The sequence below is a fragment of the Actinoplanes sp. CA-030573 genome (assembly GCF_050951115.1).
Lineage (GTDB): Bacteria > Actinomycetota > Actinomycetes > Mycobacteriales > Micromonosporaceae > Actinoplanes.
The window spans coordinates 7,401,636-7,413,919 of record NZ_CP192038.1; the positions used below are offsets into that span (position 1 = coordinate 7,401,636).

The following is a 12,284-nucleotide window of genomic DNA, read 5'->3' on the forward strand; positions in this document are numbered from 1 at the left end:
TCGTTTCCGAGGCGGGAGTAGGTTGGAGCAAGTGTCAGACAGTTCCGTCGGTTTCCGCTCCGAACGCGGGCCGGTCCTCGCCGCCGTCATGCTCTCCACCGCGCTCGTCGCCGTCGACGCGACGATCATCGCGACCGCGGTGCCGTCGATCGTCGACGACATCGGCGGCTTCACCGAGTTTCCCTGGCTCTTCTCGATCTATCTGCTCGCCCAGGCCGTGTCGGTCCCGATCTACGGCAAGCTCAACGACCTCTACGGCCGCAAGCCGGTCATCCTCTGGGGCATCGGGCTCTTCCTGCTCGGCTCGGTCATGTGCGGGGTCGCCTGGTCGATCTGGCCGCTGATCGCCTCCCGTGTCGTGCAGGGGCTGGGCGCCGGCGCGATCCTGCCGACCACCATCACGATCGTCGGCGACCTCTACTCGGTCCGGGAACGGGCCAAGGTCCAGGGCTACGTCGCGAGCGTCTGGGGCATCGCCTCGGTCGTCGGCCCGGCGCTGGGCGGCATCTTCAGCGAGTACGTGTCCTGGCGCTGGATCTTCTTCGTCAACATCCCGCTGTGCCTGCTCGCGGCGGTCATGATCGGGCGCGGCTTCCACGAGAAGGTCGAGCGCGGCCACCCGGTGATCGACTACAAGGGCGCCGGCCTGCTCGCCACCGGCCTCGCGCTGGTCATCCTCGGCGCGCTCGAGGGCGGCCAGGCCTGGGCCTGGGACTCGGCCGCGAGCATCGCCATCCTGACCGGCGGCTTCGCGGCGCTGATCGCCTTCACCCTGGTCGAGCGGCGCGCGACCGCGCCGGTGCTGCCGCTGTGGATCTTCCGGCGGCGGTTGCTGGTCTCGAGCGGCATGATCTCGGTGGGCATCGGCGCCATCCTGTACGCGCTGAGCTCGTACATTCCCACGTACGTGCAGGACGTGCTCGGCACCGGCCCGCTGGTCGCCGGCTTCGCGCTGGCCACGCTGACCCTGGGCTGGCCGCTGTCGGCGTCCCAGGCCGGCCGGATCTACCTGCGCCTGGGCTTCCGCTGGTGCGCGCTGATCGGCACCACGCTGATCCTGGTCGGCTGCGCCCTGCTGATCGTGCTCGGCCGGCACACCGCGGTGCTCACCGTCGCCGGCTTCTGCCTGGTGGTCGGGCTCGGCATGGGCCTGACCGCGTCGCCCACGCTGATCGCCGCCCAGTCCAGCGTCGGCTGGTCCGAGCGCGGCGTGGTCACCGCCAGCAACATCTTCCTGCGCTCGCTGGGCAGCGCGGTCGGCGTCGCGATCTTCGGCGCGATCGCCAACGCGACGGTCGGCGCCGGCGGCGTCAACGCGGCGTCGCTGACGGTGGCCGTGCACCGCATCGTGATCGGCATCGTGCTGGTGGCGGCCGTGCTGGTGCTGCTGTCGTTCGCGATCCCCCGCTCGGCCGACAAGGCGATCGCCGAGCCCGCACCCGCCGAGCAGCCGGCGTGAGCGCCCCGATCGCCCGGGCCGTCAACACGCTCGCCGACTTCTGCGCGCTGCGCGACCCGCTCGAGCCGGCCGACGTGGCCATCCTCTTCGGCGGCAGCATCCTGGCCGGCGGGGACGTCTTCGCCGGCCTCATGCGGTCCGGCATCGCCACCCACTACATGATCGTGGGCGGGAACGGGCACACCACCGAGGCGCTGCGGGACACCCTCGGCTGGCCGGAGCCGACCGAGGCCGATCTCTTCGACCGGTACCTGCGTGAGCGGCACGGCCTGGCCGCCGACCTGCTCGAGCGCGAGTCCACCAACTGCGGAAACAACGTGACGAAAGCGCTTTGGACGCTCCGCGGAGCCGGCGTTCCGGCCGAGCGCCTGATCCTCGTCCAGGACGCCACGATGCAGCGCCGGATGGACGCCGGCTTCCGCCTGCACGCCCCGTCCGCCCGGATCATGAACCACGCCGCCTACCGGACGCTCGTCGACGACTCGCTCGCGTACGTGGATCCGCCGGCCGGCATGTGGAACCTCGACCGTTACGTCGCCATGCTGCTGGGCGAGGTGCCCCGGTGGACCGGCTACGGACCCACCGGCCGCGGCTTCATCGCCACCATCGACGTCCCCGACGAGGTTCGGCAGGCGTACGAATACCTGATCAGTTCCGGATTCTCACAACGATCGTAGTGATCTCCACTACCATCATAGTACGCTGCCGTCATGGGCAACCGGCGGGACGACCTGCTCGACGCGGCCATCGGAGTGCTCGCCTCCTCCGGCATGCACGGCCTCACCCACCGGCGGGTCGACGCGGCGGCCGGTGTCCCCGCCGGGACCGTCTCCAACCACTTCCGCAGCCGCGACGCCCTGCTCGAGGCCGTCGTCGACCGCTTCGCCGAGCGCGACCGCCGGGCCGCCGACGCGCTCGCGGCCCGGCACCGGCCCACCACCCCCGGCGAGCTCGCCGTCGCGCTGACCGAGCTCGCGCACGTCGCCGTCGGGGAGCACCGCGAGGTGACCGTGGCCCGCTACGCGATCCTGGTCGAGGCGGCCACCAACCCGGCGCTGCGCGCACGCCTGCTGACCACCGGCGCCGGCGTCAACGACTGGTTCATGGCCTGGCTGCGGCTGGCCGGCTCGGCCGACCCGCACCGCGACGCGCCGATCATCATGAACCACTGGACCGGCGTCGTCCTGCACGAGATCGCCGTCCCCGACCCGGCCTTCGACCCGTCCGCCCAGATCCGCGCGCTGGTCACCGCCGTCCTCACCACCGGGGCGCGAGCATGAACGGCGGTGGAGGCATGACCGATCACTGGGCCGTCATCATCGAGCGCCGGCATGCGGTGGCCGACCTGGTCGACGGCCTGACCGCGGCGGAGTGGGAGCGGCCTTCGTTGTGCGCGGCCTGGAGCGTACGGGAGGTGGCCGCCCACCTCACCCTGCAGCAGCTCGGCGTTGGCGACGTGCTCGCCATGCTCGGGCGCTGGCGCGGCACCGTCGAGCGCACCACCCGGCACGAGGCGTGCCGTCAGGCCGCCCGTCTCTCCCCGGCCGAGATCGTGACTACCCTGCGGGACACGGCCGACCGCCGCCGCCACACGATCGGCGTGACCCCGATGGAGACGCTCATCGACCTGCTGGTGCACGAGCAGGACATCGCCATCCCCCTGGGCCGCCGGCGCGCCATGCCCCGGCCGGCCGCCGCCGCGGCGACACAGCGACTGCTGACCATGCGTTTCCCGCCGCCCCTTCGGTCCGTACGGGCGGTGGCCGGCCTCCGTCTGACCGCGACCGACGTGGACTGGTCGTACGGCACGGGCCCCGACCTGCGCGGCCCGATAGCCGCCCTGCTGCTGACCGCCGCCGGCCGCCCGGTCATGACCGACCAGCTCACCGGCCCCGGTCTGGCGCGCATGCACGGGTCGCTCGGGCACTGAGATGCGTTACGGCTTCCTTTCGTCGCCGGACGGCATCAGCCCGGTGGTGAACGCCGCCAGGCCGCCGAGCACGGCGAGCGCGAGCAGCGTGGGCCGCAGAACGGACCAGTCCGGCTCGCCCGACCACGGGCTGATCGACCAGGAAACGCCCGTACCGTCCTCGACGCCCGGCGCCTCCGCCGGAAGCGGATCGCGCAGCCGGTCCCGCGCGGCCTCGTCCATCGCCCGCCGCATCTCGTCCTCGACCGCCCACCGCAACTCCTCCTGGTCGATCGGTCGCTCGACGAAGTAGGTGGTGATCCGTGTCTCGTCGAGCGGCCGGGCCGTCGAGTACTCATACGGATTGTCCTGATAAGCCGGTTGCTTGTCCGGCCAGCGGACGTCGATCTCGGCCCCCGCCACGACCGCGCCCATCCCCAGGACGGCGACGCCCAGCAGCCCGGCCGCGACCAGCCGGAACCGGCGCCCCGCCGCCAGCACCACGTTGACCGCCACGACGGCCAGAAGAAGGGCGATCACCGGCAGCGTCCGGACCGCCCAGGTGGCGGTCAGCTCGGACAGGCTCGGGACTCCGGCGAAGAAGTAGCCGTCGGGCCATCGGGAGTAATCGTCGACCACCGCGGCCAGGAGAGGCGTCAGGACCAGCGCCGCGATCAGCCCGGCCGGCCAGAGCTGCTTCCAGCCCGGCCGGGGCGCACCGCGCACCCCGGCGGCGGCCAGCATCGCGACCCCGCCGGCCATCAGCGCCACCCCGCCGACGCCGGCCCGCCCGATGTGCTGCGGCCACCCGTAGCCGTCGCTTCCGGCGTCCACCACTCCGGCCGCCAGGGTGAGCAAGGCGAGCCCGCCCACGGCCAGACGCCCGCGCCGCGCGGGGCCGCCGGCCGCCATCCCCCACAGCGCGAAGGCCGCCACCGTCCCGGCGAAGGGCACGAGATCGAGCTTCAGCGAGGTCTCGGCCACGACCACGCCGCTCGCGGCCAGGAACAGCCAGGTCCACCCCGGCACCGAGCCGGGAAGGCCGGCCGTCGATCGCTCCGCCGGAACGCCGGCCCATCCCCCATTGCGCACCATGGCATATTGCTCCAACCCGGGCGAATCGACCATCGGCCGACCGCCCGAGAAAGGGCCCGAAAGCGGCTCACCGTGGCCGGGTCGAGTCGCGTGGTGAAGCCCAGCGGCCTAAGCGTCCTAGGAACCTAGGCTTCATCCTCGGCAGGGCCGAGGCGAAGCGGTTGGCGGAAGCGTGTGCGGCGGGGCGCGGTCTCAACGGCGCGGACCACACGGCGCGGAAAAGCGCTGCACAAAGCGGCGCTGGGAAAGCGAGGGAAAGATCGGCGGGGAGAAGAAGCCGGGGAAAGCGCTGCGGAAAGAGCGGCGCGGAGAAGGCGGCGCTAACTGCTCCCCAGCCGGTAGGACCGAGCCGGCGGGGCACCCGTAGGTGCAGCGCCCACCGGCACGGCACCCACCGGCCCCGGCGCGCACTGGCGTGGCGCGCACTGGCGTGGCACCCACCGCGCGGCACCCACCCAGGGCCGGCACCCACGGGCGCGGCACCCACGGACGCTGCGCCCGTGGGTGCCGCGGTGAGCGGGCGGTCAGACCGCCACGGGAGCGGAAGCGCCGGTCGAGGCGACCTCCTTCCGGCTTGCCTTGATCAGTGCCAGCGCCACGAAGGCGGCTACGCCGATCAAGGCCGCGCTCACCCAGAAGGCGACCGTGTAGCCGTGCACGGTGGCCAGGCCCTGCAGCCCGGCGACCTGGGACGGGTCGGTGATCTCGGCGCGGTGGTCGGCGATGTAGCCGGCCACCGCCGAGGTGAAGATGGTGTTCAGCAGGGCGGTGCCGAGCGAGCCGCCGATCTGCTGGGTCGTGTTGATCAGGGCGCTCGCCACGCCGGCGTCGTGGTCGGCCACGCCTACCAGGGCGGTGTTGGACATCGGGCCGAAGACGACGCCCATGCCGAAGCTGATGATGAGCTCGGCCGGGAAGACGTGGGTCCAGAAGCCGGTGTCGATGCCGATGCGGGTGAGCAGGGCCATGCCGGCCGCGGCCATCAGCATGCCGGCGAACATCAGCAAGCGGGGGCCGACCCGGGTCAGCATCTGGGCCGAGAAGCCGGCGCCGAGGATGATGCCGAGGGTGAACGGCAGGAAGGCGACGCCGGTCTCCAACGCGGAGTAGCCCAGGGTCAGCTGCAGGTAGTAGGTGAGGAACAGGAACACGCCGAAGATGCCGGCGCCGATCAGCAGGGCGGAGATGTACGAGCCGCCGCGGTTGCGGTCGAGGATGACGCGCATCGGCAGCAGCGGGTGCTGCGAGCGCAGTTCGATCACGACGAAGGCGGCCAGCAACGCCACCGCCGCGGCCAGGAAGCCGATCGTGGTGGCCGAGTCCCAGCCGTCGCTGGCCGCCTTGGTGAAGCCGTAGACGAGGGCGACCAGGCCGGCCGTCGAGGTGAACGCACCGGGCAGGTCGTACCGGGTGTTGCCCTCGGCCCGGCTCTCGCCGACGAAACGAACGGCCGCGAGCGCCGCGACGATCGCGATCGGGGTGCTGACGAGCAGCGTCCAGCGCCACGAGGCGTACTCGGTGAGGAGACCGCCTAGCAGGAGGCCGATCGCCCCGCCGCCGCCCGCGATGGCCCCGTAGACGCCGAACGCCCGCGCCCGGTCCCGGGCCTCGGTGAAGGTGACCGTGAGCAGCGACAACGCGGCCGGCGCCATGAGTGCGCCGAACGCGCCCTGCAGCGCCCGGGCGGCGAACAGGGTGATGGCGTTCTGCGCGAGGCCGCCGAGCGCGGAGGCCGCCGCGAAGCCGAGCAGGCCGATGATGAACGCCCGCTTGCGGCCGGTGAAGTCGGCGATCCGGCCGCCGAGAAGCAGCAGACCCCCGAACGCCAGGGTGTACGCGGTGACCATCCACTGCCGGTCGGCGTCGCTGATGTGCAGCGCCACCTGGGCTGTCGGCAGAGCGATGTTGACGATCGTGGCATCGAGCACGATGAGTAGCTGGGCCACCCCGATGACCACCAGCGCCAGCCACCTGGATGGTGATTTAGGCGGTATATCGGGTGTGGAGACAGCGTCAGAGGTTGTTACGGACATGGAGATCCCCCTAAAACGGGCAGCCTGGATCGCGCCACGCCCACGCGTGGCGGTACTGAACGGAGGGAGCGGGGTCTAGGGCCGCGGCTCGCGGGTGAGCAGCGGCAGGATGATGTCGTCGACGAGGTGCGCGATGTACGCCTCGTCGAGCGGTTCGCCGAGCGCGAAGCAGTGCATGAACAGCAGCGCGGGGACGATCTCGTCGATCAGGCCGGCCTCGTAGCCGGGCCGGAGCTCGCCCCGCCGTGCGGCCCGCGCGCAGATGGCTTCCGCGAACGGCACCTTGGACTCCCGCATGGCGCGCAACTCGGCGGCCAGCTCGGGATCGGTGTGCATGGCCATGAAGAGGCCGGCCAACAGGGGCCCCTCCTGCCCGGTGATGACCTCGCCGATCTGCTGGAACCAGGACATCAGGTCGCCACGGAGGCTCCCGGTGTCGGCCGGCGGCGGCGAGTCGACCTTGCAGCACTGGACGGCGTCGACGACCAGGCCGGCCTTGGTGGGCCAGTGCCGGTACAGGGTCGCCTTGCTCGCCTGGGCCCGCGCGGCGACGGCGTCCACACGCAAGCCCTGATAGCCCGTCTCGCCCAGCAGCTCGTAGGCCGCGCGCAGGATCGCCTGCTCGCGCTCCTCGTCGAGCTTGCGGGAGCGGCCGCCGGCCGCGACGGTCGTCGCCTGCTCAGACATGCCTACCCCCCGTCCTGCCGGTCACGCGAAACGAAACTGTTTCGTACACTAGCTCTCCCGCTCTCCGATGGCGATCTCCAGAGCCGATTGTGACCCAGCCAACGGCAAAGGCGCCCGCCGGTGGCGAGCGCCTTTGCCATGCGCGAAAGCGGGCGAGCGACGTCAGGAGGGCGCGGACTCCTTGCGGATCTTCGACGAGCCCCGGCCGACCGACCAGCCCTGCACCCATTTCGCGGCCGAGCTCTGCTTGGTGCGATCGGCGAGGTGGTACCAGTCCATCCGGCAGCGGCTGGTGGTCACGTCCAGGACCCCGAAGCCGTGCCCGTCGGTCTCCACCCACTTGACGTGCGGGTTGGTGAGCCGGATGAGCGAGGCGGCCAGCAGGCTCAGCGGGCCGCCCGGGCTCGTACCGAGAAAGTCGTTGATGTTGTCGCTGGTGACCGAGGGCACCACGAACTCGGCGGCGGCCGGGTCTGCCGCGCCCGTCGACCGCGTCGTCAGCTCGTTCGCCCACGATGTGTGGATGTCTCCGGTTATGAACACGACGTCCTTGGTGTGGTGCGCTCGCAGCGTGTCGACCAGCGCCGACCGGTCCGCGTTGTAGCCGTCCCACTGATCGCCGTTGATCACGTAGCCGTTGGCCGGCACGCCGATCAGCGCGCCGAGCGGCCCGAGCAGCCAGGCCGGCAGCGTGCCGACGCGTCGAGCCGCGAGATCATCACCGGGTTGCCGACGATCTTCCACGTGGCGGTCGAGTTGACCAGGCCGTCCATCAGCCAGCTCAGCTGCGCCGCGCCGGCGATGGTCCGCGACGGCGAGTCGGCGGCGGTCCCGGAGGCCTGCTGCGAGCGGTAGGTGCGCAGGTCCAGCATCGAGAGCTCGAGCAGATTGCCGTACCGCAGCCGCCGGTAGATGTGGCCGTCGGCGGCGAGCCGCACCGGCATCCATTCCGCGTACGCCTGCCGGGACGCCGCGAGCCGGGCGGCGAACGGCCCCTCGGTCGCCGGGGTGTGGTTCTCGGCGCCGCCGCCCCACATGTCGTTCGCGACCTCGTGGTCGTCCCAGGTGATGATCCACGGCACCGACGCGTGCAGCGCCTGCAGGTCGGGGTCGGTCTTGTAGAGCGCGTGCCGGGTCCGGTAGTCGGCCAGCGTGATCGTCTCGTTGGCCGGCTCGGTGCGGCGGACGACCTGGCCGCCGGCGTCGAACTCGCCGGTGCCGTACTCGTACAGGTAGTCGCCGAGATGCACGATCAGGTTGAGGTCGCCGCGCTCGGCCAGATGCCGGTACGCCGCGAAGTAGCCGGCCTCCCAATTGGCGCAGCTCACCACGCCCGCCCGCAGCCGGGTGATGGCCGTCGCCTCGAGCGGCGCGGTCATCGTGCGCCCGGTCGGCGACCAGGCCCCGGCCAGACCGAAGCGGTACCAGTAGGTGGTGGCGGGCTCGAGCCCGGCGATGTCGACCTTGACGGTGTGGTCGTTGCCGGGGCCGGTGGTCACCGCGCCGGACCGCACGATCGTGGCGAACGAGGCATCGGCCGCGACCTGCCAGTCGACGCTCACGACCGGGCCCACGCCCGAGGCCGGCGTCGACTCGGGGGTCGGGGTGACGCGGGTCCAGAGCAGGACGCCGCCGGGTAGCGGGTCGCCGGAGGCGATCCCGTGCTGGAACGGGGTGCCGGCCGCGGCGGCGAGGGACGGGGTGGCCGTCGCGACGACACCGGCGCCGGCGGTGAGGCCGGCCAGTCGCAGCAGCGTGCGACGGCTCGAGGTCACAGTCATGCTGTTCTATATATCGGAACCGGCCGGCAACCACGGACGGATAGACGACTATTGGCCGTCCCGTCATCCGCGGTACGGCCCGGCGACGCCGTCGTCGAAGCGGTCGCGTTCGATACCGTCCCAGCGAGCGGGAAAGTCGACAATCTCCACTGATTTAGTGGACAAGGTGGGTGATCCTCGGCGAGACTCTGGCCCATGGATCTCACCCTGGCGCTGGCCGGTCTCGGCGTCGGCATCGTCGTCGGCCTGACCGGCATGGGCGGCGGCGCCCTGATGACGCCGATCCTGGTGCTGGTCTTCGGCGTGCCGCCGATCGCCGCCGTCTCCAGCGACCTGGCCGCCAGCGCGGTGATGAAGCCGTTCGGCGGCTTCGTGCACGCCCGGCGGGGCACGGTCAACTGGCCGATGGTCGGCTGGCTGTGCGCGGGCAGCGTGCCGAGCGCCTTCCTGGGTGTCCTCCTGCTGCGCCTGCTCGGCGACGACGAGCGCATCCAGCACACGATCCGCATCGCGCTCGGGGTGGCCCTGGTCCTGGCGGCCGGCGGCCTGCTGATCAAGGCCTGGACCGCGCGCCGCCGCCCGGAACCGGCCGGGCCGCCCGCGTCGATCAGGGTCAAGCCGCTTCCCACCCTGCTGCTCGGCGCGGCCGGCGGCCTGATCGTCGGCCTCACCTCGGTCGGCTCGGGCTCGCTGATCATCGTGGTGCTGCTGGCCATGTACCCCCGGTTGCGCGCCAACGACCTGGTCGGCACCGACCTGGTCCAGGCCATCCCGCTGGTGACCGCGGCCGCGCTCGGGCACGCCCTCTTCGGCGACCTCAAGCTCGACCTGGCCGCCGCGGTGCTGATCGGCTCGGTCCCGGGCGTGCTGATCGGCTCGCGCATCTCGTCGCGGGCCCCGGCCGGGCTGGTCCGCGCGGCCCTGGTGATCGTCCTGCTGGCCAGCGCGCTGAAGCTGTTCGACATGCCGACCGTCGTGGTCGGCGTCATCACCGGCGCGGCCGTCCTGATCGCGATCGGCCTCGGCGTGGCCGACCGGCTCCGCCCGCAGCCGGCGCCGGCGGCCACCGATCAGCCGGTGCCCGTCCTGGCCGGCCCGCCCGGGCGCTCGGCGTCGGCGTAGTCGCCGGTCGCGATCGCGGCCAGCCGGGGCAGCAGCCACGGCGCGATGATCCGCTGCACCCCGGCCGGGGTGTAGTGCAGGCCGTCGCTGCGGATCCGCAGCCCGTCGATCTGCCAGGTGAAGCGGCCGTCCGGGCAGACCAGCCGGTTCAGGTCGAGCACGGTGACCCGGGGATCGGCGGCCGCCTCGGCCCGCAGCAGGCCGTTCCAGGCGTCCACCCGTGCCGCCTCGTCCTCGGGGTAGAGGCCGCCGTCCGGACGCTCGGCGCGATGGGTGTAGGCGGCGGTGAGCAGCACGACCGCGGCGCCGCGCGAGCCGGCGATCCCGATCGCGGTGTCGAGCTGGGACATCAGGTAGCGGTCGTAGCCGGGATCGCCGACGTGCTGGTAACGGCCCTCGTACCGCCGGTCCATCAGCTCCCAGCGGTTCAGCTCGATGACCGCGACGTCGGGGTTGTCCCGGTCGACGCCGCGCTGCCAGCGGGCCGGCCAGGCGGTGCAGCCGGGATAGTTGGTGTGCGGCGCGCCGAGCTGCAGGATGTCGGGCAGGGTCGCGATGCCGCAGCCCTCGATGGCCCGGGTGCTGGTCCACATGCCCGGGTGCGCGGGCAGGTAGGTGCCGATCGTCCACGAGACGGAGTCGCCGAAGAAGGTCACCCGCGGCTCGCGGCCGGCGTCGGCCGGGCGGCCGGGCCGGTCGATCGGGGCCGGCTGCCGGGTGGCCAGGATCGGCGCCCGCCGGGGCGGCACGGCGGTGATGACCACCGGCGGGGCGGCGGCGGTGACGGTCGCCGGAGCCGGGACGGTGGCGAAGCCGATCACGCCGATCATGACGGCCACGGCGGCGGCGGTGACGGTCGCCGGCATCAGGCGCGGCAGCCGCCGGCCGAGGACGCCGTGCCGGACGGGCTGCTCGATCAGGTGGTAGCTGAGCGTCGCGACGGCGAGGGTGCCGGCCAGCCGCACCGCCAGCAGCGGCCAGCGGGCCAGGCCGGTGTTGTCGGCGGTCACGAACGTGAACAACGGCCAGTGCCAGAGGTAGACCCCGTAGGAGATGCGGCCGAGCGCGACCAGCGGCGCGACGCCGAGCAGCCGGGACAGCGCCGAGCTCGGCCGGGTCGTCACGTGGGCGATGACCAGGGCGGTGGCCAGCGCGGCCACGGTCAGGCCGCCGCGGTAGAGCCAGGGCGCCTGGTCGGAGGCGGCGTGCCACAACCAGAGGGTGAGCACGGCCCCCGCGACGCCGAGGCCGAGCCCGGCGGTGCGGCGGGGAACGCGGTGCCGGGTGGCGGGCGCGGCCAGGAGCGCCGCCAGCGCCGCGCCGATCAGCAGGGCCTGGGCCCGGGTGTCGGTGCCGTAGTAGGCCCGCGCCATCGCCTCCGGCCGGAACAGCAGCCCGCCCAGCACGGCCGAGACCGCGGCGCCGGCCAGGCAGAGCGTCACGATCACGGCGCGGTGCCGGCGCAGGCGCGCGGCGGCGGCGATCAGCAGCGGCCAGAGCAGGTAGTACTGCTCCTCGATGCCGAGCGACCAGGTGTGCTGCAGCGGGGAGGGCGCCGCGGTGGCGGCCACGTAGCCGGTGCCTCGGAAGATCATCCGCCAGTTGGCGACGTAGCCGAGCGCCGCGTACGCGTCGGCCCGCAGCAGGCCGAGCGCGTCCCCGTCGAGCAGCAGGCGCGCCGCGACGACGGTGGCGAGCAGCATGGCCAGCAGGGCCGGCAGCAGCCGCCGCGCCCGCCGGACCCAGAACCGCCGCAGCGCGATCCGGCCCCGCGTCGCGCGCTCGTCGAGCAGCAGCGAGGTGATCAGGAACCCGGACAGGACGAAGAACGTGTCCACGCCGAGGAAGCCGCCCCCGAGCCCGGGCACTCCCGCGTGGAACAGCACGACGGCCGCCACGGCGAGGGCCCGGATGCCGTCGAGCGGGCGGAGATAGCCGAAGGAGGGTGTTGACACCCGGGGTGTATACCCCATTTTGATGGTTAGAGGCGTGATATTCCGGTTTGCCGGGGCCAGCCGTCGGGCTTCCGACACCGCCGGCACAGCGGCGGCATTGCCCACACTGCCACCAGCGCGGTTGCCAGCAAAGCCACGACGGCGTCGAGCGGCACGGTCAGGGCGAGACCGGCAAGGTAGGCGGCCACGACCGCCGAACGGGCTACCAGAGCGACCAGCATGCCGAGCGGATGCCCGGCGGCG

General features: G+C 72.6%; 9 protein-coding genes and 1 pseudogene. 5 read left to right on the forward strand and 5 right to left on the reverse strand.

Going from position 1 to position 12,284, the window contains the following annotated elements; genetic code table 11:
• Window positions 1–31: 31 nt before the first annotated feature.
• Genes ACQP2F_RS34015 through ACQP2F_RS34030 form a run of 4 tightly spaced genes read left to right on the forward strand, consistent with a single transcriptional unit; the run spans window position 32 to window position 3,389 of the window.
• Complete coding sequence (locus tag ACQP2F_RS34015) at window positions 32–1,459, forward strand: MDR family MFS transporter (RefSeq protein ID WP_433294777.1); 1,428 nt, start codon at window positions 32–34, stop codon at window positions 1,457–1,459.
• A complete protein-coding gene (locus tag ACQP2F_RS34020) occupies window positions 1,456–2,136 on the forward strand; it encodes an ElyC/SanA/YdcF family protein (RefSeq protein ID WP_433294779.1) in 681 nt (226 codons plus the stop codon). Before ACQP2F_RS34015 ends, ACQP2F_RS34020 begins: the two co-directional genes overlap by 4 nt.
• Window positions 2,137–2,169: 33 nt before the next feature.
• On the forward strand, window positions 2,170–2,739 hold the full coding sequence (locus ACQP2F_RS34025; protein ID WP_433294781.1) for a TetR/AcrR family transcriptional regulator: 570 nt from the start codon (window positions 2,170–2,172) through the stop codon (window positions 2,737–2,739).
• Window positions 2,740–2,753: 14 nt separating this feature from the next.
• Window positions 2,754–3,389 (forward strand): maleylpyruvate isomerase family mycothiol-dependent enzyme, encoded by a 636-nt coding sequence (locus ACQP2F_RS34030; RefSeq protein ID WP_433294783.1) that lies wholly within the window; start codon window positions 2,754–2,756, stop codon window positions 3,387–3,389.
• Between the two features lie 6 nt (window positions 3,390–3,395).
• Here ACQP2F_RS34030 and ACQP2F_RS34035 read toward each other — a convergent pair whose 3' ends face one another.
• From ACQP2F_RS34035 to ACQP2F_RS34050, 4 genes and pseudogenes are all read right to left on the reverse strand, one after another.
• Window positions 3,396–4,463 carry a hypothetical protein gene (locus ACQP2F_RS34035; protein WP_433294785.1) on the reverse strand — a complete coding sequence of 356 codons (1,068 nt, stop codon included), beginning with the start codon at window positions 4,461–4,463 and terminating at the stop codon, window positions 3,396–3,398.
• A gap of 524 nt (window positions 4,464–4,987) precedes the next feature.
• Window positions 4,988–6,496 carry an MFS transporter gene (locus ACQP2F_RS34040; RefSeq protein WP_433294787.1) on the reverse strand — a complete coding sequence of 503 codons (1,509 nt, stop codon included), beginning with the start codon at window positions 6,494–6,496 and terminating at the stop codon, window positions 4,988–4,990.
• Between the two features lie 75 nt (window positions 6,497–6,571).
• Window positions 6,572–7,183 (reverse strand): TetR/AcrR family transcriptional regulator, encoded by a 612-nt coding sequence (locus ACQP2F_RS34045; protein ID WP_433294789.1) that lies wholly within the window; start codon window positions 7,181–7,183, stop codon window positions 6,572–6,574.
• Window positions 7,184–7,345: 162 nt separating this feature from the next.
• Window positions 7,346–8,964: pseudogene (locus ACQP2F_RS34050) on the reverse strand (alkaline phosphatase D family protein).
• 195 nt (window positions 8,965–9,159) lie between these two features.
• Between ACQP2F_RS34050 and ACQP2F_RS34055 the strand changes: the two are divergent.
• Complete coding sequence (locus ACQP2F_RS34055) at window positions 9,160–10,086, forward strand: sulfite exporter TauE/SafE family protein (protein ID WP_433294791.1); 927 nt, start codon at window positions 9,160–9,162, stop codon at window positions 10,084–10,086.
• Here the strand turns inward: ACQP2F_RS34055 and ACQP2F_RS34060 are convergent.
• Window positions 10,035–12,041, reverse strand: coding sequence for an acyltransferase family protein (locus tag ACQP2F_RS34060; RefSeq protein ID WP_433294793.1), 2,007 nt, complete (start codon window positions 12,039–12,041; stop codon window positions 10,035–10,037). The two genes, ACQP2F_RS34055 and ACQP2F_RS34060, sit on opposite strands and share 52 nt — an antisense overlap.
• Window positions 12,042–12,284: the final 243 nt, after the last annotated feature.